General features: G+C 47.0%; 21 protein-coding genes. All 21 read left to right on the forward strand.

Annotated elements, in window-relative coordinates; genetic code table 11:
- Positions 1 to 101 precede the first annotated feature (101 nt).
- The 21 genes from rnjB to KI350_RS05195 all read left to right on the forward strand — a co-directional run bounded on the left by rnjB (position 102) and on the right by KI350_RS05195 (position 23,067).
- Positions 102 to 1,766, forward strand: a complete 1,665-nt coding sequence (gene rnjB / locus KI350_RS05095; RefSeq protein WP_020451444.1) for a ribonuclease J2 — start codon at positions 102 to 104, stop codon at positions 1,764 to 1,766.
- 101 nt (positions 1,767 to 1,867) lie between these two features.
- The gene (locus KI350_RS05100; protein ID WP_020451445.1) at positions 1,868 to 2,614 is read left to right on the forward strand and encodes a ClpP family protease; all 747 of its coding nucleotides are present in this window, start codon (positions 1,868 to 1,870) and stop codon (positions 2,612 to 2,614) included.
- A complete protein-coding gene (locus tag KI350_RS05105; RefSeq protein WP_003181904.1) occupies positions 2,611 to 2,826 on the forward strand; it encodes a YlzJ-like family protein in 216 nt (71 codons plus the stop codon). Before KI350_RS05100 ends, KI350_RS05105 begins: the two co-directional genes overlap by 4 nt.
- A gap of 119 nt (positions 2,827 to 2,945) precedes the next feature.
- Positions 2,946 to 5,294, forward strand: coding sequence for a DNA translocase FtsK (locus KI350_RS05110; protein ID WP_023857194.1), 2,349 nt, complete (start codon positions 2,946 to 2,948; stop codon positions 5,292 to 5,294).
- Between the two features lie 132 nt (positions 5,295 to 5,426).
- Entirely contained in the window at positions 5,427 to 6,152 is a 726-nt protein-coding gene (locus KI350_RS05115) for a GntR family transcriptional regulator (RefSeq protein ID WP_020451447.1), read from the forward strand.
- A 136-nt stretch (positions 6,153 to 6,288) separates the two neighbouring features.
- Complete coding sequence (bcbE, locus tag KI350_RS05120; RefSeq protein WP_146875243.1) at positions 6,289 to 7,494, forward strand: bacillibactin exporter BcbE; 1,206 nt, start codon at positions 6,289 to 6,291, stop codon at positions 7,492 to 7,494.
- Positions 7,495 to 7,633: 139 nt separating this feature from the next.
- Positions 7,634 to 8,914 carry an EF-P 5-aminopentanol modification-associated protein YfmF gene (gene yfmF / locus KI350_RS05125; RefSeq protein WP_020451449.1) on the forward strand — a complete coding sequence of 427 codons (1,281 nt, stop codon included), beginning with the start codon at positions 7,634 to 7,636 and terminating at the stop codon, positions 8,912 to 8,914.
- Entirely contained in the window at positions 8,911 to 10,197 is a 1,287-nt protein-coding gene (gene yfmH / locus KI350_RS05130) for an EF-P 5-aminopentanol modification-associated protein YfmH (protein WP_059230549.1), read from the forward strand. The genes yfmF and yfmH overlap by 4 nt, the downstream gene beginning before the upstream one ends.
- A gap of 87 nt (positions 10,198 to 10,284) precedes the next feature.
- A complete protein-coding gene (gene ymfI / locus KI350_RS05135; protein ID WP_020451451.1) occupies positions 10,285 to 11,016 on the forward strand; it encodes an elongation factor P 5-aminopentanone reductase in 732 nt (243 codons plus the stop codon).
- Between the two features lie 70 nt (positions 11,017 to 11,086).
- Positions 11,087 to 11,344 carry a DUF3243 domain-containing protein gene (locus KI350_RS05140; protein WP_020451452.1) on the forward strand — a complete coding sequence of 86 codons (258 nt, stop codon included), beginning with the start codon at positions 11,087 to 11,089 and terminating at the stop codon, positions 11,342 to 11,344.
- A gap of 247 nt (positions 11,345 to 11,591) precedes the next feature.
- Positions 11,592 to 12,383, forward strand: coding sequence for a YmfK family protein (locus KI350_RS05145; RefSeq protein ID WP_003181917.1), 792 nt, complete (start codon positions 11,592 to 11,594; stop codon positions 12,381 to 12,383).
- Positions 12,384 to 12,400: 17 nt separating this feature from the next.
- Complete coding sequence (locus KI350_RS05150; protein WP_025811432.1) at positions 12,401 to 13,303, forward strand: helix-turn-helix domain-containing protein; 903 nt, start codon at positions 12,401 to 12,403, stop codon at positions 13,301 to 13,303.
- A gap of 66 nt (positions 13,304 to 13,369) precedes the next feature.
- On the forward strand, positions 13,370 to 13,951 hold the full coding sequence (gene pgsA, locus KI350_RS05155; RefSeq protein ID WP_003181921.1) for a CDP-diacylglycerol--glycerol-3-phosphate 3-phosphatidyltransferase: 582 nt from the start codon (positions 13,370 to 13,372) through the stop codon (positions 13,949 to 13,951).
- A 19-nt stretch (positions 13,952 to 13,970) separates the two neighbouring features.
- Positions 13,971 to 15,221 carry a competence/damage-inducible protein A gene (locus KI350_RS05160; protein ID WP_059230547.1) on the forward strand — a complete coding sequence of 417 codons (1,251 nt, stop codon included), beginning with the start codon at positions 13,971 to 13,973 and terminating at the stop codon, positions 15,219 to 15,221.
- Between the two features lie 168 nt (positions 15,222 to 15,389).
- Entirely contained in the window at positions 15,390 to 16,436 is a 1,047-nt protein-coding gene (gene recA, locus KI350_RS05165) for a recombinase RecA (RefSeq protein WP_043926427.1), read from the forward strand.
- Positions 16,437 to 16,777: 341 nt separating this feature from the next.
- A complete protein-coding gene (gene rny / locus KI350_RS05170) occupies positions 16,778 to 18,337 on the forward strand; it encodes a ribonuclease Y (protein WP_020451457.1) in 1,560 nt (519 codons plus the stop codon).
- 86 nt (positions 18,338 to 18,423) lie between these two features.
- Positions 18,424 to 19,221, forward strand: a complete 798-nt coding sequence (locus KI350_RS05175; protein ID WP_059230544.1) for a TIGR00282 family metallophosphoesterase — start codon at positions 18,424 to 18,426, stop codon at positions 19,219 to 19,221.
- A 201-nt stretch (positions 19,222 to 19,422) separates the two neighbouring features.
- Positions 19,423 to 19,683 (forward strand): stage V sporulation protein SpoVS, encoded by a 261-nt coding sequence (gene spoVS / locus KI350_RS05180; RefSeq protein WP_003181955.1) that lies wholly within the window; start codon positions 19,423 to 19,425, stop codon positions 19,681 to 19,683.
- A 105-nt stretch (positions 19,684 to 19,788) separates the two neighbouring features.
- Positions 19,789 to 20,709 carry a dipeptidase gene (locus KI350_RS05185; RefSeq protein ID WP_020451459.1) on the forward strand — a complete coding sequence of 307 codons (921 nt, stop codon included), beginning with the start codon at positions 19,789 to 19,791 and terminating at the stop codon, positions 20,707 to 20,709.
- A gap of 124 nt (positions 20,710 to 20,833) precedes the next feature.
- A complete protein-coding gene (gene tdh, locus KI350_RS05190) occupies positions 20,834 to 21,877 on the forward strand; it encodes an L-threonine 3-dehydrogenase (protein ID WP_096748459.1) in 1,044 nt (347 codons plus the stop codon).
- Between the two features lie 14 nt (positions 21,878 to 21,891).
- Entirely contained in the window at positions 21,892 to 23,067 is a 1,176-nt protein-coding gene (locus tag KI350_RS05195) for a glycine C-acetyltransferase (RefSeq protein WP_020451461.1), read from the forward strand.
- Positions 23,068 to 23,160 lie beyond the last annotated feature (93 nt).

A 23,160-nucleotide genomic window follows, 5' to 3' on the forward strand; every position in this document is an offset into this window, starting at 1 on the left:
CGTTTGTCATATACATAATGGTTCTTGTTTTCTAAATTTAGATTCAGGTATAATAGGGACAAGTGATGATGGACGGGTACTTAGATTAGGAGGATTACAATTTGAAAAAAAATACAGAAAATATTAGAATCATCGCCTTAGGAGGCGTCGGAGAGATCGGAAAAAACCTTTATGTCATTGAAATCGATTCTGACATATTCGTGGTTGACGCCGGTCTCATGCATCCAGAAAATGAAATGCTGGGTATCGATGTGGTCATTCCTGACATTTCATATTTAATTGAACGATCTGACCGCGTAAAGGCGATTTTTCTCACACACGGGCATGAGGAAAACATCGGCGGCGTATTTTACTGCCTGAACAAACTTTCTGTGCCTGTTTACGGAACGAAGCTGACGCTCGCCCTTTTAAAGGAAACGCTGAAGCAGTACGGTGTAAACAAAAAGCCCGATTTAAGAGAAATTCATTCAAAATCTGTTATTACATTTGAATCGACAAAGGTGTCATTCTTTAAAACAAATCACAGCATTCCGGATTCCGTCGGTGTCAGCTTTAAAACATCCCTCGGGTCCATCGTGTGCACTGGCGATTTTAAATTTGACCAGACACCTGTTTTAAACCAGACAAGCGACATCGGCGAAATTGCCAAAATCGGCAACAGCGGTGTGCTGTGCCTGCTTTCCGACAGTGCCAATGCTGAGAAACCGGGCTATACGCCTTCAGAAGCAGTCGTCGGCGGAGAGATATCCGATGTAATGTACAATGCCGAAAACCGCGTCATTATTGCCGTGTTCGCGTCTAACTTTAACCGGATTCAGCAGGTCATTGATGCCGCGCTCCAAAACGGCAGGAAGCTTGCGGTTTCAGGAAAAAATATTTCGACGATACTCCAGCTGGCGATGAAGCTCGGGTATGTCACGGCAGATGAAGATCTGTTCATCCCTGTCCAGGAAGTTAAAAAGTATCCGAAAAGAGAAGTCGCGATTTTGACAGGGGACAACCATGGAGAGCCGCTCGCCGCATTGACCAGGATCGCAAAACAAGGGCATAAGCAGCTCGACATTGAGAAAGGGGATACCGTCCTGATCGCATCCTCCCCTATTCCGGGTCAGGAGCTTGTCTACTCCAAAGCGGTCGACCTCTTAACAAGAGCGGGCGCGCAGGTCGTTTTCGCCCAAAAACGCGTCCATGTATCAGGCCATGGCTGTCAGGAAGAACTGAAGCTGATGCTCAACCTGCTGAAGCCGAAGTATTTAATCCCCGTAAACGGTGAATACAGAATGCAAAAAGCGCATTCCAAGCTTGCCGAAGAAATCGGTATGAAACGGAGCGACATTTTCCTGATTGAAAAAGGAGACGTCGTGGAATTCCGCGGACAAAACGTGAAAATCGGCGATAAAGTGCATTCAGGCAATATTTTGATCGATGGACTCGGTGTCGGCGACATCGGCAATATCGTGCTCAGAGACCGCCGTCTTCTGTCCCAGGACGGAATCTTAATCGTTGTGATTACCCTTGATAAAAAGAAAAAACATCTTGTATCAGGACCCGAAATTATCACGAGAGGTTTTGTCTATGTCAGAGAATCTGAACAGCTGATCGTTGAAGCGACGGAACTTGTCAGGGAACTCGTCAACGAAAGCACAGAAAACGCCGTCGTCGAATGGTCCGCCTTAAAACAGGCGATGCGTGACGCACTAAACCAGTTCCTATACGAAAAAACGAAACGAAAACCAATGATCATTCCAATCATCATGGAAGTATAAAACCAAGAGATTTCTCTTGGTTTTTTTCATGCCTTTTGCGTTGAATGAAAAAAACGCCATTGTCCATAATACAAAAGAAACTCGAGAAAGAGGTGAGCCAGATGGACTCAAACCGGATACAAAACGGGGACAGCCAGGGGGAGCAGCCGGCTAAGCCGGACGCAAAAGACAGTCTCGTCAACAAAATCCAGCAGCTCGGCGAAACGACACTCCCGCAAATGGGTCAGGATACCAACATTCACTGTCTGACCATTATCGGGCAAATTGAAGGTCACGTACAGCTTCCTCCCCAAAATAAAACAACAAAATATGAACACGTGATTCCCCAGATCGTTGCAGTAGAGCAGAATCCTAAAATCGAAGGGCTGCTCATCATCTTAAACACGGTCGGAGGAGACGTTGAAGCGGGTCTTGCGATTGCGGAAATGCTGGCGTCTCTGTCAAAGCCGACGGTCTCTATCGTGCTGGGCGGCGGACATTCAATCGGAGTTCCAATTGCGGTGTCCTGCGACCACAGCTATATCGCTGAAACAGCGACGATGACGATCCATCCGGTCAGACTGACAGGGCTTGTCATCGGTGTGCCGCAGACATTTGAGTATCTCGATAAAATGCAGGAAAGGGTCATCAATTTCGTGACAAGTCATTCGAACATATCGGAAGACAAATTTAAAGAACTGATGTTTTCAAAAGGCAATTTGACCCGCGATATCGGGACGAATGTCGTAGGAAACGATGCCGTGAAATACGGATTAATCGATGAAACCGGCGGAGTCGGACAGGCGATTCAAAAGCTGAATGAATTAATCGAACAAAACAAAGGCGCCCAGGAAGGGATGATCCAATGATTCTGTATACGACAATGCCGCAGGAAATCGTGTTCGCAGGGCAGGCGGAAAACTCGAACTTAAAACAGATCGATGTCAACGGCGTGCCCCTTTTAGTCGAAATGAACGGAGAGGAAGCAAGAGTCGTCCAAGTTCTCAGCACGAACCCGATGGATTTTTTAAAACAAGAAACAGCACCTGGGCAGACGCTTAAACTGACATTTTATAAATAGCTGAAGTGTCGCAAGGATAAATATGCTATAATAGGGGAATCCAGAGGAAAATCGCAGCCGAAAAAAGGCTGCTTTCTCTTTGTTTTTACATTTTTTAACACGCAGTAAGGTGATGGAACATGGCAAAAAGAAAACGAAAATCAACAAAGAAACAAAAACAAGGAAAAAAACGGATTCATCTTAAATTTGAATTGTACGGATTAATCTGTATCGCCATCTCGATTATTGCGGTTTTGCAGCTTGGCGTAGCAGGGCAAACGTTCATTTACATGTTCCGCTTTTTCGCCGGTGAATGGTTCATCCTTTGCTTTCTCGGCCTTTTTTTAACGGGTGTGTCTTTATTTTGGAAGAAGAAAACACCCAGTTTTTTAACAAGGAGAAAAGCGGGCCTTTACTGCATCATCGCAAGCATGCTGCTTCTTTCCCATGTCCAGCTGTTTCAGCATTTGACCGAAAGGGGAATCGTTCAGTCTCCGAGCGTAATCCAAAATACGTGGGAGCTGTTTCTGATGGATGTAAAAGGCGAGACAGGATCACCTGATCTTGGAGGCGGAATGATTGGAGCCGTTTTATTTGCGGCGTCATACTTTCTGTTTGCATCTGCAGGGTCTAAAATCATCGCCGTCTTCCTGATCTTGATCGGCCTTCTTTTGATTACGGACCGTTCGCTGCAGGAGACGCTGATCAAATGGATGACCCCGGTCGCGTCCTTCATTAAAAACCAGTGGCAGGCCTTTTTAGCAGACATTAAACAATTGAAAAGCAGCTCGCCCAAAAAGAAATCAGGAAAAAAACAAAAGGCGCAGAGAAAACCGAAAGTGTCTGAAGAGCCTGTACAAGAAGCGGAGCTTGATCCAGATCCGGTGATTCAGTCAGAACCGATTATTTCAAGCTTTTCCGACCGTGATGAAAAACCCGAAGTTCAAGCGTACGAAGCTCAGGCGCCTGCCCCTGCCGAGCATTCTCCTGAGCCTGAAGCCGGTGAGGACATGCAGGCTACAGGCGCGCCTGAGATCACGTTCACAGAGCTTGAAAACAAGGATTATCAGCTTCCGTCGATTCAATTGCTGGATGAGCCGAAGCACACAGGGCAGCAGGCGGATAAAAAGAATATTTACGACAATGCCAGGAAGCTGGAAAAGACGTTTCAAAGCTTTGGAGTTAAGGCGAAAGTCACCCAGGTTCATCTCGGCCCGGCCGTAACGAAATATGAAGTCTATCCTGATGTGGGCGTCAAAGTCAGCAAAATTGTCAATTTAAGTGATGACTTGGCTCTTGCGCTCGCGGCCAAAGATATCCGCATCGAAGCCCCGATTCCCGGAAAATCGGCGATTGGAATCGAAGTCCCGAATGCGGAAGTCGCGATGGTTTCCTTGAAAGAAGTGCTCGAATCGAAACTGAATGACCGGCCGGATGCAAAGCTGATGATCGGACTCGGCCGGAACATTTCCGGAGAAGCTGTATTGGCAGAGCTGAACAAAATGCCCCATCTTCTTGTTGCAGGAGCGACAGGAAGCGGAAAAAGCGTCTGTGTCAACGGGATTATTACAAGCATTTTGATGAGGGCAAAGCCCCACGAAGTGAAGATGATGATGATCGACCCGAAAATGGTCGAGCTCAACGTCTACAACGGGATTCCGCATTTGCTCGCGCCCGTCGTGACAGATCCGAAAAAAGCATCGCAGGCTTTGAAGAAAGTCGTCAACGAAATGGAGCGGCGCTACGAATTGTTTTCTCACACGGGAACGAGAAATATCGAAGGGTATAACGACTATATTAAACGGATGAATGCCGCAGAAGAAGCAAAGCAGCCGGAGCTGCCATACATCATTGTGATCGTGGACGAGCTTGCCGACCTGATGATGGTCGCTTCCTCTGATGTGGAAGACTCGATCACAAGGCTTTCGCAAATGGCAAGGGCGGCGGGAATCCATCTGATCATCGCGACGCAGCGGCCTTCGGTCGATGTCATTACAGGGGTTATTAAAGCCAATATTCCGTCAAGGATCGCTTTCAGCGTATCGTCGCAGACCGACTCCAGAACGATTCTTGATATGGGAGGCGCTGAAAAACTTCTCGGCAGAGGGGACATGCTGTTCCTGCCTGTCGGCGCCAACAAACCGCTCCGCGTCCAAGGGGCCTTCCTGTCAGATGAAGAAGTTGAAAAAGTTGTCGATCACGTCATCACCCAGCAAAAAGCCCAATACCAAGAAGAAATGATTCCAGAAGAGACGCAGGAAACGGTCAGCGAAGTGACAGACGATCTTTACGACGAAGCGGTTGCGCTTGTCGTCAGCATGCAGACGGCGTCCGTGTCCATGTTGCAAAGGAGATTCCGCATCGGCTACACAAGAGCGGCGCGGCTTATCGATGCCATGGAAGAGCGGGGAATCGTCGGCCCTTATGAAGGTTCAAAGCCTCGTGAAGTCCTCTTGTCAAAAGAGCAATACGAAGAACTCTCTTCTTAAGAAGAGAGTTCTTGTTTTACATAATTTCATTATGTAAACTGGAAAACGTCTATTTATTTATTTGACAAAACATGATATAGTTATCCTCAATTAAAGGTAATTTGAATCTGATCTGTCAGACGGAGGGAAAACATGTCGATAAAAGCTGACAATCAACGGTTATGTTTAAAAGTGATTGATCGGATAAAAGATGATATTCAAAATGGGGTCTTTTGCGAGAATGAACGGCTCCCGTCTGAGTTTGAGCTGTCAAAGATGCTTGGTGTGAGCAGAACGGCTTTGCGTGAAGCGCTTAGAATGCTGGAAGAAGAAAACGTCATCATCAGAAGGCACGGAGTCGGATGCTTTGTAAATGCCAGGCCGTTATTTCTATCTGGTATTGAGCAGCTGAACAGCGTCACAAAAATGATCGAGCAGGCAAGCATGACGCCGGGAACCATTTTTATGTCTTCACAGGTTACCGCTCCTACCGAAGAAGATATGCTCCGGTTTCAATATGCGGAAGAAACCGAGATCTTTTTGCTTGAGCGGGTGAGAACGGCAAATGGAATGCCTGTTGTCTACTGTCTTGATAAAATACCTGTGGATATCCTCCCGGAAGGCTTTTCACACGAGCAGGAATCGATGTTTGAATGGCTTGAGGACAAATCCGGCGCCGTGATCAGCTATGCTGTTGCCGATATTGTGCCGATCGGGTATCACGACACCATTTCTCAAATTCTCGAATGCGATCCTGAAACATCTTTGCTGCTGCTCAAACAGACTCATTATGACCAAAACGATAAGCCCGTTTTATATTCTTTAAACTATTTTCGGGCCGATAAATTCAGATTTCACGTCGTCAGAAAACGTTTTTGATATACGGGCGCTCGATTAGGAGCGGCTGTTTTTTTTTGCCCATTAGCACCCATACATAAATAAGCCCGCATCACGGAACAATAACAGATGGAAATACTGATGAATTGGGTGAAAAAAGTTGAGCAGAAAAAAAGACATGAAAAGCATTGTTGCGCTGTCTTCGGTCCCGCTTGTGATGACGCTCGGCAATTCGATGCTGATTCCGGTTTTGCCGGTGATCGAAAAAAAATTAAACATTTCTTCATTCCAAGTGTCGCTGATCATCACGGTTTACTCAATCGTGGCGATTTTATGCATCCCGATTACCGGCTATATGTCAGACCGGTTTGGAAGAAAAAAGATCATGCTCCCATGTCTTGTGATCGCGGGAGCTGGAGGAGCTCTGGCGGGTTTGGCTTCAACTTTTTTCAAAGATCCGTTTGCGATGATTTTAGCCGGGCGCGTTCTTCAAGGAATCGGATCAGCCGGCGCAGCGCCGATCGTCATGCCGTTTATCGGCGATCTTTTTCAAAATGATGAAGAAATCAGCGCGGGACTCGGAGATATAGAGACGGCCAATACTGCCGGTAAAGTATTAAGCCCGATATTAGGGGCTTTTTTAGCATCTTGGGTTTGGTACATGCCATTTTGGTTTATTCCGGTCGTGTCTCTCGCCAGCTTTTTTCTCGTCTTGTTCTTTGTTCCCAAACCGAAGGACAAAGATGATGAAAAGCAAACATTAAAAAACTTCGCAAAGAACGTACAGGAGATATTTAAACGGGAAGGACGATGGCTTGTTTCCATTTTTGTCATCGGCGGGATCATTATGTTTCTTTTATTCGGGGTTCTCTTCTACCTGTCGGATACTTTGGAGAAGCAGCATCACATTGACGGGATTGCAAAAGGAGCGCTTCTCAGCATTCCGCTGCTTTTCCTTTCCGTCAGCTCCTACCTTGCCGGAAAGCTGATCGGAAACGACAAAATCAGGATGAAGGCCTGCGTACTGACCGGCATGGTCCTGCTGTCTCTGTCGTTTGCCGGTTTGTGGTGGAACCACAGCTTTTACCCGCTGTTTTTATTTATGTCCATCGGCGGCATCGGCATCGGGATTGCACTCCCTTCTTTGGATGCGCTCATTACCGAGGGAATTGAAAAAGAAGAACGCGGCACGATATCTTCGTTTTACAACAGTATGCGGTTTATCGGGGTTGCGCTCGGACCGCCGGTTTTCGCCTATATGATGACAAATGCGGATTGGCTGATATTCATCGTATCGCTTTTGTGCGGTTTAGCCGCCTTAGCGCTTGTGCTGTTTAATATCGACCCGAAAGAAGACGAAAGTGAAGCGGCAAAGACGGTGTAAATCTGCACCGTCTTTTTCATAAGGTTTTTAGTTTCCTTAAATCTCCTCCAGTTGATATAATTACAACCATACAGTCCAAGCGCATATGCTGAAATGTGGTCATAATACATAATATAAACAAGGACGAAGGAGGTTCTATATGACATACCTTAACGAAATAAAAAGAAAGCACCGCGGATTGACAAGCCACATCGTCAAAACGGAAAAATTCAAAACCGTCTCGATTATTTTTAAAATGCTTGCTCCTTTAACAAAGGAAGATGTGACAGAGAGGGCGCTTTTTCCGCATGTGCTTTTGCGGGGAACGGGCACCCGCCCCAAAACTTCAGAACTCAGAATGTATCTTGATGAACTTTACGGCACTTCCGTATCATGCGATCTCTCCAAAAAAGGGGAAATGCATGTTATTACATTCAGGCTCGATATCGCAAACGAAAAATTTTTAAAGGATCAGACACCGCTTCTGGAAAAAGGGCTCGAGCTTTTGTCAGAGATCATTTTTTCGCCGGCGCTTGAAGACGGAGCTTTTCTGCCGCTGTACGTGTCTCAGGAAAAACGCACACTAAAGCAAAGAATACAGGCGGTATATAACGACAAAATGCGCTATTCAAATTTGAGGCTGATTCAGGTGATGTGCAAAGATGAGCCATACGCGCTTCACGTCAACGGAGAGCTTGATGATGTGGACGGCATCACGCCTCAAAGCCTGTATGAAGCTTATCAAAAAGCGGTCACAGAAGACCAGCTCGACATTTACGTCGTTGGGGATGTGGATGAACAGCAGGTGGATTCGTACATTTCCAAATACTTCGAAGTAAACGAGCGGGAGCTGAGACCCGTTCCCAAGCTTGAGCAAATCCGCGCAAAGGAGCCTCAGGAAGTCGTCGAGGATGCGGATGTCAAGCAAGGCAAGCTGAACATGGGATTTCGGACGGGAACGCATTTTACGGATGATGATTATCCGGCGCTTCAGCTGTTTAACGGTTTGTTTGGCGGATTTTCACATTCAAAGCTGTTTATTAATGTCAGGGAAAAGGCCAGCCTTGCGTATTATGCGGCTTCCAGAATCGAAAGCTTTAAAGGGCTGATGATGGTGATGTCGGGGATTGAAGTCGGCAATTATCAAAAAGCCGTCGACATCATCAAGGAGCAGTTCCAGGAAATGAAAAAAGGCAGCTTTACAGAAGAAGCGATCGACCAGACGAAAGCGGTCATTAAAAACCAGATTCTTGAAACGCTTGATACACCGTACGGCTTAGTCGAATTTATTTATCAGCAGGCTGCCGCCCAAACCGAATTTTCTCTTGAAGACTGGCTTGGACGAATCGACAACGTCAGAAAAGCCGAGATTATCGAAGTCGGGAAGAAAATCGATTTGGATACAACGTACTTTCTCAAAGGGACGGAGGGAGCATCTTGACGAAAACGATCGAATTTAAACAGCTGAAGGAAACATTATATTACGAAAAAATGCCTGGCGGCCTCGATGTCTATGTTCTTCCGAAAGAAGGATTTAACAAGACATATGCGGTCTTTACAACAAAATACGGATCGATTGACAATCAGTTTGTCCCGCTAGGAAAAGAAGAAATGGTCCGTGTGCCTGACGGAATCGCACACTTTTTGGAGCATAAGCTCTTCGAAAAAGAAGACGGCGATGTTTTTCAGCAATTCAGCAGGCAGGGAGCTTCGGCAAATGCGTTTACCTCCTTTACCAGAACGGCCTACCTGTTTTCGAGCACGTCCAACGTGGAAGAAAACTTGGAAACGCTCGTCGATTTTGTGCAGGACCCTTACTTTACGGAAAAAACGGTTGAGAAGGAAAAAGGCATCATCGGACAGGAAATCAACATGTATGACGACAACCCAGACTGGCGTCTGTTTTTCGGCTTGATCGAAAACATGTACCAGGAGCATCCTGTCCGGATTGATATCGCAGGCACGATCGAAAGCATCTCGCATATTACAAAAGACCTTTTGTACGAATGCTATGAGACGTTCTATCACCCGAGCAATATGCTGCTGTTTGTCGTTGGTCCGGTCGATCCCGAAGCGATCATCCGCCAGGTCCGCGAAAATCAGCAGAAAAAGCCGTATACAGACCAGCCTGAAATCGTTCGCAAAGAAGTTGAAGAGCCTGAAGCCGTATTCAAAAAAGAACAGGAAATTAAAATGAATGTTCAAAGCTCAAAATGTCTCGTCGGTTTAAAAAGCGCTCATCCGATGAATACGGGAGAAGCCCTGCTGAAGCATGAGCTGACCATCAACCTCATTCTCGAGTGCCTGTTCGGCAAAAGCTCCAGCGATTATGAAAGAATTTATGAAAAAGGATATATCGATGAGACATTCAGCTATGACTATACTGAAGAACACGGATTTGGTTTCGTCTCTGTCGGCGGCGATACGCCTGAGCCCGACAAGCTTGCCGAGGAGCTGAAACAAGTGCTGTTCAAGGCGAAAGAAACGATCACAGCCGAAAAGCTGGAGCTGGCTAGAAAGAAAAAAATCGGCAATTTCTTAAAATCGATGAATTCGCCTGAGTATATCGCCAACCAGTTTACACGGTACGCTTTTCTGGAGACGAGTCTGTTTGATATCGTCACTGTACTCGAATCGATTACGCTTGAGGACGTTCACCGCGTCATCCAGGAAGAAATCGAAGAAGACAGAATCACCGTCTGCAAAGTCGTTCCAAAATCATAAAGCAAGGTCTGAAAGTTCAGCGTGTCAGGAGATTTTCCGATGCACGCTGAACCTTTCTTCTTTTGAACGGAAAGGTGGAAACATAGTATGACAAAACTCGCTCTTATCACCGGTGCAAGCGGCGGAATCGGGCAAAGCATCAGCGAAAAGCTGGCGCAAAACGGGTATGATCTTCTCCTCCATTACCATACAAATGAGCAGGCAGCCGCAGCACTTGCAGAAAGGCTGTCACATACATACGGCATTCACGCCGAAATCATTCACGGCGACCTATCCGACCCCGGCGGCGCAAAAGCCGTTTCCGCTTCCATCGGCGGGCGGGCGCTTGACGGCATCGTCTTAAACAGCGGTCAAAGCTTTCGCGGGCTTGTGACAGACATGACTGATGAGGCTGTGCAGGACATGGTGCAGCTCCATGTCTCAAGCCCGTTTCTGTTGACGAGGAATCTGCTGCCGGCGATGATCAGGAAAAAATCCGGCGCAATTGTAGCTGTCAGCTCCATTTGGGGTGAAACAGGGGCGTCGTGCGAAGTTTTATACAGCATGACAAAAGGCGCGCAAAATGTGTTTGTCAAAGCCCTCGCAAAAGAGCTTGCGCCAAGCGGCATCAGAGTCAACGCCGTTTCTCCGGGCGCTGTGAAAACAAGGATGATGGGCTCGTTTTCAAAAGAGGAAGAAGAGATGATCGCCGATGAGATTCCGATGGGAAGGCTCGCCGAAGCCGAAGAGGTTGCGGACGCCGTGCTGTTTCTGCTCTCGGCTAAGGCATCTTATATCACGGGTCAAATTTTGTCAGTTAATGGCGGCTGGCATTGTTAAAAACATGTATAGTTTGCGGTCCCCCAGAGAATAATAAGGCTGTAACTTCAAGAGAATGGAGGGGCCTGATATGTCCGTACTGGATAATTGGGATCAGTGGAAAAACTTTTTGGGCGACCGTTTGAACTATGCCCAAGAAAGAGGAATGTCAAACGAAACCATCTCAGATCTCGCATATGAGATCGGCGATTATTTGGCCGGTGAGGTTGATTCAAAAAACCATCAAGAACGAGTGCTCGCGGACCTTTGGAGCGTGGCTTCCGAAGAAGAGCAGCGCGCCATTGCGAATGTGATGGTTAAGCTTGTTGAAAACAACGGCTCGCATTAAGGAGAGAGTGTGTTCACTCTCTCTTTTTTATAGGCGCGGCTTTGTCAGCGGCACCGCTTTTGTTGTTTGCTTTCCGCCCCGATAGGGTAAACATCATCCAGGCGCCGTTACAGCGGGTTTTTCCCGATTATGGGAAACGGACGTTTTTCTTATTTAATCACAACATTCTGCTTTCTAATTGAGACAAAATGCTTTATGATAAAGGAAGGTAAATTTTTGCCACGATGATGGGTAGGGAGGTTATCATTTGGCAAAGCTCGAATGGTACTTAGAATATGAAATACAAGTCAACCGTCCCGGACTTCTGGGAGATATATCCTCTTTATTGGGGATGCTTTCAATTAATATTGTGACCATTAACGGCGTCGATACTCAAAGAAGAGGCCTCTTGTTAAAATGCCGTCATATAGATCAGATTAAGCGACTGGAATCGATTCTGAACACGATGGATACGATTAAAGTGACGAAGCTCCGCGAGCCGAAGCTTCGCGACCGTCTCGCTGTAAGGCACGGCCGCTATATCCAGCGGGATGCAGACGATAAAAAAACGTTCCGGTTTGAACGCGACGAGCTTGGCTTGCTTGTCGATTTTATGGCTGAGCTGTTTAAAAAAGACGGGCACAAGCTGATCGGGATCAGGGGAATGCCCCGCGTCGGCAAGACGGAATCAATTGTCGCTTCAAGTGTCTGTGCAAGCAAAAGGTGGCTTTTTGTTTCTTCGACACTGCTGAAGCAAACGATCAGAAGCCAGCTGATTGCCGATGAGTACAGTCCGGAGAATGTTTTCATTTTGGACGGCATTGTGTCGACGAGAAGAGGATCTGAACGCCATTTGCAGCTCGTCAGTGAGATCATGCGGCTGCCGGCGACCAAAGTTGTCGAGCATCCGGACATTTTCGTGCAAAATACGGAATATACGATGGACGATTTTGATTACATCATCGAATTGCGTAACAGCCCCGATGAGGTGATTACATATGAACATGCTGAAGAACCGCAGATGTTTGACCATTCAGGTTTTTCCGGCTTTGATTTTTAAAATGGAAGGTGTTTGTTGTGACTGAACTAGGAAATCGGCTGAAAGAAGCCAGAGAGGAAAAAGGGATGTCATTGGACGATCTTCAGGCGGCCACAAAGATCCAAAAAAGGTATTTAACGGCCCTTGAAGAAGGAAACTATGATATCATTCCGGGAAAATTTTATGTGCGGGCTTTTATCAAGCAGTACGCCGAAGCTGTCGGCCTCGACTCGGAGCTCTTGTTTGAAGAGTTTAAAAAAGATATCCCTAATTCTTACAATGATGAGGTTTCTGAGAAGCTTTCTTCAATCAAGCCGCAGAGAGAGCTGCCCAAGTCTGCCTCAAAAGCGCTTGAACTTTTGCCTACCCTGCTTGTGGCAGCCGGCGTTATCGTTGTGATCGCGATCATTTACGTCATCGTTCAGGCTGTAAACGGCGGAGGCAACCAGCAGGCTGAAGAGCCTAAGACAGAGGAATCGCAAAGCAAGTATGACGTCTCAAAAGATTCCCCGCTGACAAAGGGAAATCAACAGAACACGGATGCGCAGAAAGACAGCGCTGAAGGCGACAAAGAAAAAAAGGATCAGCAGTTTGATGAGAACGACAAGCTGACCATGAAAGCGACCGCAAGCGAAGGCTCTTCCACAACTTATGAAGTATCAGGATCCGACAAGCTGGAGCTTGAAGTAAAGGCAAACGCAAACTCATGGGTCAGGGTGCGCGACGAGAAAGGAAGCTCCCTTAAAGAAGGAATGATGAAAAAAGGAGAAACCTTTCAAAAGAATATTACCGATCAATCGCAAATTGATTTGCGGATCGGATATGCGCCGGGCGTTGAAATTAAAATCAACGGAGAAGTTCTTTCTTACAAGCTCGATCCTAAGACTGTGATGACACAAAACATAACGATTCAAAATAAAAAGGAGGAAAAGTCATCTTAATTGCACAGATGACTTTTTCTTGCGTTCATCATCAATAGGAAAACATACATATCTGGAGGAACCTTTATGTTTAATCTACCGAATAAAATCACGCTTTCTAGAATCGCATTAATTCCTGTTTTTATGGTCATCATGCTTGTGCCGTTTCAGTGGGGGGCTGTCTCCTTCGGCAGCGAGTCGATTCCGGTCACCCATTTGATCGGCGCACTGTTGTTTATTTTTGCTTCTGTCACCGATTGGGTTGACGGCTATTATGCGAGAAAGCTGAACCTTGTCACAAACTTTGGAAAATTTCTTGACCCGCTTGCAGACAAGCTGCTCGTGTCTTCCGCTTTAATTATTCTGGTGCATTACCATCTTGCTCCGGCCTGGATGGCCATTGTCATTATCAGCCGGGAATTTGCCGTAACGGGACTGCGGCTCGTCCTTGCGGGAACAGGGGAAGTCGTCGCGGCCAACATGCTTGGAAAAGTGAAAACATGGGCTCAGATCATCGCCATCTCTGCCCTTTTGCTTCACAATCTTCCATTTGAGCTTGTATCCTTCCCGTTCGGCTCGCTTGCTTTATGGGTGGCTGTCTTTTTCACAGTCGTATCAGGATGGGATTATTTCGCTAAAAACTGGGATGCTTTAAAAACATCGAACTAAACGTGGGGAAGTGGAAACAATGAAGTTGGAAAGAAAAGCGGAAATTATCGCTGTCGGTTCTGAGCTTCTGCTCGGACAAATCGCTAATACAAATGCTCAGTTTATCAGCAGGCATTTAGCCGAAATCGGCATTAACGTCTTTTATCACATGGCGGTGGGAGACAACCCGGAACGCCTTAAACAAGTGATTCAGACAGCTCAGCAAAGGTCTGACTTCATCATTTTTTCGGGAGGCCTCGGACCGACGAAAGACGATCTGACAAAAGAAACGATCGCTGAAGTTGTCGGGCGTCCTCTTCAGCTCGACGATGAAGCCTTCGAATCGATTCAGGATTACTTCAAAAAAACGAACCGGGAGATGTCGCCGAACAACCGCAAACAGGCGCTGATCCTTGAAGGCTCAGACGTGCTGCCAAACCGCTTCGGGATGGCTCCGGGAATGCTGCTTGAGCATGAATCGCGCTTTTATATGCTTCTGCCGGGACCTCCGAAAGAGCTGGAGCCGATGTTTGAAAACGAAGCGAAGCCGCTGATTTTGGAAAAACTCGGCTCGAAGGAAAAGATCGTCTCAAGGGTACTGCGGTTCTTCGGCATCGGAGAATCCCAGCTTGAAACCGATTTGGAAGATCTCATCGATGCGCAGACTAATCCGACAATCGCCCCGCTTGCGGCCGACGGGGAAGTCACGCTCAGGCTCACGGCAAAGCATGCGGATCCGGCGGAGACAAACCGCTTGTTAAAAGAAACGGAAGACCTCATTCTGGAGCGGGTCGGAGAGTTCTTTTACGGATATGATGATACATCTCTTGCAGAAGAGCTTGCGAAAGCATGCAGGAGCAAGGGAATGACCCTGGCTGCTGCGGAAAGCTTTACAGGCGGGCTTTTTTCCAGCTGGCTGACGGAAATGAGCGGCGCTTCGGAATATTTCAAAGGCGGCGCCGTCTGCTACACAAACGAATTGAAAGTGTCAGCGGCCGGCGTTGCCGAAGACACGCTGCAGCGCTACGGTGCGGTCAGCGCGCAATGCGCAAAAGAGCTCGCCGCAGGCATCAGAGTCAAAACAGGAAGCGATATCGGCATCAGCTTTACTGGAGTAGCCGGGCCGAATACGCAAGAAGGCCATCCGGCAGGAAAGGTGTTTATCGGCATCTCCGTGAAGGACCAGGCTGAAGAAGCGTTCGAATTTCAGTTCGCCGGATCGAGGTCTGCGGTGCGAAAGCGTTCTGCCAAATACGGCTGCCATCTGTTGCTGAAAATGATGGAAAAATAAGCGGAAACCGGATTTTCGGAATATCTTTCTTATGAAAAAGGTCATTCCATTTTAGGAGATCGATTTTTTCCTCTTAAAAAAATCGAATATGCGTTCGCTTTTTTCTTGGCAAATCCGTGCAAACAAGGTATAGTAGATATAGCGGAAGTGATAAAGGAGGAAAATAGAATGAGTGATCGTCAGGCAGCCTTAGATATGGCGCTTAAACAAATAGAAAAGCAGTTTGGTAAAGGTTCGATTATGAAACTCGGCGAACAAACTGAAACGAGAATTTCAACAGTTCCGAGCGGTTCTTTAGCGCTCGACACGGCTCTTGGAGTGGGCGGATACCCGCGCGGCCGGATTATTGAAGTATACGGGCCTGAAAGCTCCGGTAAAACGACGGTGGCGCTTCATGCGATTGCCGAAGTTCAGCAGCAGGGCGGACAGGCGGCGTTCATCGACGCCGAACACGCGCTCGACCCCGTCTATGCGCAAAAGCTGGGTGTCGACATTGATGAGCTTTTGCTGTCACAGCCTGATACGGGCGAGCAGGCGCTCGAAATTGCAGAAGCTCTTGTCAGAAGCGGAGCGGTGGATATCGTTGTCATCGACTCTGTGGCAGCGCTTGTGCCGAAAGCCGAAATCGAAGGAGACATGGGGGATTCCCACGTCGGTTTGCAGGCCAGACTGATGTCTCAAGCGCTTCGTAAGCTTTCCGGAGCGATCAATAAATCAAAGACCATCGCGATCTTTATTAACCAGATTCGTGAAAAAGTCGGTGTCATGTTTGGAAATCCTGAGACGACACCAGGCGGAAGAGCGCTGAAATTCTACTCTTCTGTCCGCCTTGAAGTGCGCCGTGCAGAGCAGCTGAAACAAGGCAACGATGTCATGGGGAACAAGACGAAAATCAAAGTCGTGAAAAACAAAGTGGCCCCTCCGTTCCGGACAGCCGAAGTGGACATTATGTACGGGGAAGGGATTTCAAAAGAAGGGGAAATCATCGACCTCGGAACAGAGCTTGACATCGTTCAAAAGAGCGGTGCATGGTACTCTTATCAGGAGGAGCGTCTTGGACAAGGCCGTGAAAACGCCAAACAGTTCCTGAAAGAAAACAAGGACATCCTTTTGATGATTCAAGAGCAGATCCGGGAGCACTACGGTTTGGACACCGGAGGCGTTGCTCCTGCGCAGGAAGACGATGCCCAAGCTCAGGAAGAACTCGAATTTTAATCATGAAACATGTGAAAGGCTGCCGGCCCGATCGGCGGCCTTTTCCTTTCATCTGCGCATTCAGACGCAGCTCCTTTATCCATCTCTTTCATCCGGGCGGTTTGAAAAGGCGTTTAATCCAGAAACGTTAAGACCGTAAGCTTGACAAGTATTTCCCACACAATTACAATGAAATTGTATCACTTGTTTTTCTTAACATGATTGATAAACATTTAAACTTGACAAGGGCTGTGAAGCCGCTTCACTCCCTGTGAAGGTTCTGTATGTTGAGAAGAAGTACAATGTACATGCCGACACTTACTTTTAGCAAGACAAGTTCATAGCAAGAGGAGGTGAAAGTTATGAATCCTTTAGCAATTCTCATCTCCATTTTGCTGAGCCTATTCTGTTTAGTTGTTGGCTACTATGTTCGTAAAATCATTGCCGAAGCAAAAATTTCAGGTGCGCGAAATGCAGCCGAACAAATTCTTGGAGACGCAAAGCGGGATGCTGAAGCGTTGAAAAAAGAAGCCCTTCTTGAAGCAAAGGACGAGATTCATACGCTTCGGATAGAAGCTGAACAAGAAGTTCGTGAAAGACGAAATGAGCTTCAAAAACAAGAAAACCGTTTACTTCAAAAGGAAGAGAACCTTGACCGAAAAGATGAATCATTAGATAAACGGGAAGCGATGTTGGAGAAGAAAGATCATTCTCTGAATGAACGACAACAACATATTGAAGAGATGGAAAGCAAAGTGGATGAAATGATTCGTATGCAGCAGTCAGAGTTGGAGCGTATTTCAAGTCTGACGCGAGATGAAGCGAAGCAAATCATTCTGGAACGGGTTGAAAACGAGCTTTCCCATGACATCGCGATCATGACGAAAGAAAGTGAAAATCGAGCGAAAGAAGAGGCTGATAAAAAAGCGAAAAATATTCTTTCATTGGCTTTACAGCGCTGTGCGGCAGATCATGTGGCCGAGACAACGGTTTCAGTTGTCAACCTTCCAAATGATGAGATGAAAGGCCGCATTATCGGACGTGAAGGACGTAATATCCGTACATTGGAAACATTGACGGGGATCGATCTGATCATCGACGATACGCCGGAAGCCGTTATCCTTTCAGGATTTGATCCGATCAGGCGTGAAACAGCCAGGATCGCTCTTGATAAACTCGTTCAGGATGGCCGCATTCATCCTGCCAGAATCGAAGAAATGGTTGAGAAATCCCGCCGTGAAGTGGATGATTACATTCGCGAAATGGGTGAACAGACGACATTTGAAGTTGGAGTTCACGGTCTTCATCCCGATTTAATCAAAATCCTCGGCCGCTTGAAGTTCAGAACGAGCTACGGACAGAATGTACTGAAACATTCAATGGAAGTGGCGTTTCTGACAGGCTTGATGGCTTCAGAGCTCGGAGAAGACGTGACGCTCGCAAAAAGAGCAGGACTTCTTCATGATATCGGGAAAGCAATTGACCATGAGGTGGAAGGAAGCCACGTTGAAATCGGTGTGGAACTGGCCACCAAGTATAAAGAGCATCCAGTTGTCATCAACAGTATCGCATCTCACCACGGAGATCAGGAGCCGACTTCCATCATCGCCGTGCTCGTGGCCGCAGCCGATGCGCTGTCCGCCGCAAGACCTGGCGCAAGAAGCGAAACGCTCGAAAACTATATTCGCAGGCTTGAAAAGCTGGAAGAAATCTCTGAATCGTACGAAGGTGTTGAAAAATCATTCGCGATACAAGCGGGACGAGAGGTGCGGATCATGGTCAAACCTGACTCAATCAACGATCTTGAAGCCCATCGTTTGGCGCGTGATATTCGAAAACGAATCGAGGACGAGCTTGACTACCCTGGACACATCAAAGTAACCGTGATCAGGGAAACGAGAGCCGTTGAATACGCAAAATAAAGTGGTGCGAATGCGCCACTTTATTTTTTTGTTTCCTTGTGTAACACTATGATTAAAACCTATTTTAAAAAAGAAAGGGTCAAATTATGAGAATTTTATTTATTGGAGATGTTGTCGGTTCGCCCGGCAGAGACATGATCAAAACCTATTTGCCGAAGCTGAAGCTGAAATATAAACCGAACGCCGTCATCGTCAACGGAGAAAACGCGGCACACGGAAAAGGCATTACCGAAAAACTATACCACCAGCTCATTCAAGCGGGAGCCGACGTTCTCACAATGGGAAACCACACATGGGATAAAAGGGAAATATTTGATTTTATTGATGACGCGCCACAGATCGTCAGACCCGCCAATTTTCCCGAAGGCACGCCTGGAAAAGGCATCACATACATAAAAACAAACGGTTCGAAGGAACTGGCTGTGATCAATTTGCAAGGCCGCACATTTCTGCCTGCGATCGATTGCCCTTTTCGAAAAGCTGATGAATTAATAGAAGAAGCGTCAAAAAGAACACCGTTCATTTTTATCGATTTTCATGCCGAAGCGACAAGCGAAAAGCAGGCGATCGGCTGGTATACGGACGGCCGCGTGTCAGCGGTTGTCGGAACGCACACGCATGTTCAGACAGCCGACAACCGCATTCTTCCGAAAGGCACAGCATATATAACAGACGTGGGGATGACAGGGCCATACGACGGGATTCTCGGCGTCGACCGCGAGACGATTATCAAGCGTTTTAAAACGAGCCTGCCCGTCCGTTTTGAAATTGCCGAAGGCCGCACAACACTGAGCGGAGTTGTCATTGACATTGACGAACAGAGCAAGAAAGCCGTTAAAATTGACCGGATATTAATTAATGATGACCACATGTTTTTTGAATAACTGAACTGAAAATCATTTTAGAAAAATATTAAAAGGAAAGCAGGAATATCCCGGTCCTATAGTGAATATAGTAAAAATGGAAGGTACCCTGCTATTTTTGAAAAGCAATTAAAAGGGGATGGCTTTGAAAATAGCAACATCTAATAATGATTGTTCTAATGAACACTCACTTATCCATTGTAAACTTAAGGGGGAGCAGGAATGGAAATATTAAAGGTTTCAGCAAAATCAAATCCAAACTCGGTCGCAGGTGCGCTCGCAGGAGTCTTGAGGGAACGAGGAGCTGCAGAAATTCAAGCAATCGGAGCCGGAGCATTAAATCAGGCTGTTAAAGCGGTAGCGATTGCACGGGGATTTGTAGCACCGAGCGGTGTCGATCTGATTTGCATTCCGGCGTTTACGGACATTCAAATTGACGGTGAAGAACGAACAGCGATTAAGCTAATCGTAGAGCCTCGCTGATAGAAAAATCACTCTTTTTCAAATGCTTCAACCTGCTTACTTTCACGTAAGCGGGTTGTTTTTGGTTTAGCCGTTTTTGAAAAATGCAGCCGGGAGAGGATGAACGTGAAAATTTTTGATGCCCATTCTGATTTGCTGCTGAAGCTCTGGAAAAATCCGAAGCTTAATGAGTACAGTGACCCGTCGCTTCAAACGCCGGTTCAGGCTCTGTTAAACGGAAAGGCGAAAGTGCAGTGTCTGGCGATTTTTCTGCCCGAAACCGTACCCGACACAATAAGGCTTGAAATGGCGCTCGTGCAGATCCGGCTGTTTCACGAAAAAATTGCAAAGTACAAGCGGATCAAACTGATCAAACATAAAGCCGATATCGACAAGCTCAAAAGCGATGAAACCGGCATCATTCTAACGATGGAAGGCTGTGAGCCGATCTCAAAAAACTTAAGGCTGTTTGACATCTTTTTTCAGCTCGGAGTCAGAAGTTTCGGCCTGACGTGGAACTGGGCCAATACGTTCGCAGACGGCGCTTTAGAAGAAAGAAACGCAGGTTTGACTTCTTACGGGGAAAGGCTGATTCGCAAGGCGAACAAAAACCGGGCATGGACCGATCTCTCCCATTTATCAGAGAAAAGCTTTTGGGGTGCGGTTGAAACGGCAGCGTATCCGATCGCCTCTCATTCGAATGCGCACAGCCTTTGCCCTCATCCGAGAAATTTAAAAGACGATCAAATCAAAGCGCTTATTGAAAAGAACGGCGTCATCGGCTTGACATTTGTCCCTGAATTCGTGAGAAACGGAAAAACGCCTGTGATCAAAGATATCCTCTCACATATTGACCATGTCTGCTCTTTGGGAGGCGAGCGGCATATCGGATTCGGATCTGATTTTGACGGCATCGACCGGGTCATTCCGGGTCTGGAAGCCCACAAAGATTACGGGAATCTGATCGAAGCGCTGCAGCGCTCATATACACCAAGTCAAGTCGACGGATTTCTCTTTCAAAATTTCTTCAGCCGCATCCCATTTTAAAAAAATATCATACATTTTTCAGAGGGTGTTCATCTGTTTTTCTCAAGAGGACACAGATGTTTACCAATATGAATTATCGTGCTACAATCCTTTTGTAAAGCGATTTTGCAAAGGGGGTCTGTTCATCTTGGACGGAAATATGAAAGCGCTTATCAAGAAGCCGGGGGAGCCGGGCGCCAGCTTCGAGCTCGTCCCGATACCGAAGATCGACAAACACGAGGTGCTGATCAAAGTCAAAGCCGCATCGATTTGCGGAACCGATGTCCATATTTATAATTGGGATGAATGGGCGAAAAGCAGGGTGAAACCGCCTTATGTGTTTGGCCACGAATTTTCCGGCGAGGTTGTACTAGTGGGGGAAAATGTGACTGCGGTACAAGAAGGGGAGTATGTTTCGGCAGAAACGCACATCATTTGCGGAAAGTGCCTGCCGTGTTTAACCGGAAAAGAGCATGTCTGCAGAAAAACGCTGATTCTCGGTGTCGATACAGACGGCTGTTTTGCTGAATATGTCAAAGTGCCTGCCGCAAACATTTGGAAAAATCCGGACGGCATGCCTGAGGATCTCGCTTCTATTCAAGAACCGCTCGGAAACGCCGTGCATACGGTTCTGACGGGAATGACGGCCGGAGTGAAAGTCGCTGTCGTCGGCTGCGGACCGATCGGATTGATGGCCGTGGCAGTTGCAAAAGCGTCAGGCGCGTCACAAGTGATCGCCATCGATAAAAACGAATACAGGCTCGACCTTGCATTGCAAATGGGGGCAACCGATATCATCTCCGTTGAAAAAGAAGATCCGCTCAAAAATGTAAGCGCTTTAACAGGCGGTGAAGGGGCGGACTTGGTTTGCGAAATGTCAGGCCATCCGATGGCCATCCGCCAAAGCTTAAAAATGGCTGCGAACGGAGGGCGGGTGCATGTCTTAAGTCTGCCCGAGCATCCCGTATGCATCGATATGACAAATGATATCGTCTTTAAAGGATTAACGGTTCAGGGAATTACCGGCCGCAAAATGTTTGAAACGTGGAGGCAGGTCAGCGGTCTTCTCCAGTCCGGTACGATTCAAATCAAGCCTGTCATCACCCACCGTTTCCCGATGGAAGAGTTTGGAAAAGGCTTTGAACTGATGAGAAAAGGGCAATGCGGAAAAGTCGTATTGATACCGTGAAGGGAGAGATGGATATGAAAGAATTTAATTTTTTAGCTTCCGAGCTTGATACAATGAAAGAAAACGGAACTTTTCAGGAACTGCCGATCATCGAATCGCTGCAAGGATCAACTGTCAAAATGAAGGGAAAAGACATCATTCAGCTTTCATCCAATAACTATCTCGGGTTGACGTCACATCCGCGCCTCCAAAAAGCGGCCGAAGAGGCGGTAAAACGGTACGGAGCTGGAACGGGATCGGTCCGGACAATAGCCGGAACATTCACCATGCATGATGAGCTCGAAAAGAAGCTCGCTTCATTTAAAAATACTGAAGCTGCGCTCGTATTTCAGTCCGGTTTCACCGCAAATCAAGGCATTCTTTCAAGCATTCTCACCAAAGATGATATCGTCATCTCAGACGAATTAAACCATGCTTCCATCATTGACGGCATCAGACTTACCAAAGCGGGCAAAAAAGTATATCAGCATGCGGACATGGAAGATTTAGAAAAGATTTTAAAAAAATCAATGAATTACAGAATGCGGCTTATCGTTACAGACGGCGTGTTTTCTATGGACGGAGACATCGCGCCGCTTCCCGAAATCGTCCGGCTCGCTGAACAGTATGACGCATTTGTCATGGTCGACGACGCGCACGCGTCCGGCGTTCTCGGCGAGAACGGACGCGGAACGGTTCACCATTTCGGGCTGGACGGGAAGGTTCACATTCAAGTCGGCACGCTCAGCAAGGCGATCGGTGTTTTAGGAGGCTATGCGGCCGGTTCCAAGGTGCTGATCGACTATTTAAAGCATAAAGGCAGACCGTTTCTCTTCAGTACTTCCCATCCGCCGGCCGTCACTGCGGCATGCATTGAAGCGGTCAATGTGCTGATGGAGGAACCTTCATTAATTAAAAAGCTTTGGGACAATACTTCGTACTTCAAAAAAGAGCTTGAAAAAATCGGCCTTCCGCTGATTAAGAGCGAAACGCCGATCACGCCGATTTTAATAGGTGATGAAGCCGAGGCATGCCGCTTTTCAAGCACGCTTTTCGAGCTCGGTTTATTTGCCCAGGCCATTGTATTTCCGACCGTCCCGAAAGGCAAAGCGCGGATCAGAACGATCATGACCGCCCAGCATTCGAAAGAAGAACTTGATAAAGCCCTTGAAATCATTGAAACCGGCGCCAAAAAAGCGGGTCTGCTTTAAACTCGTCGATTTCTTTTTAAACAAAGCAAATAACCATTGATAATCATTTTCAGTTAGTGTACAATGATAGGTTCTGGGTTGTGCTGACAACCG

This window comes from Bacillus sp. J41TS8, assembly GCF_018333035.1.
In the GTDB taxonomy this organism is placed as follows: Bacteria; Bacillota; Bacilli; order Bacillales; family Bacillaceae; genus Bacillus; species Bacillus paralicheniformis.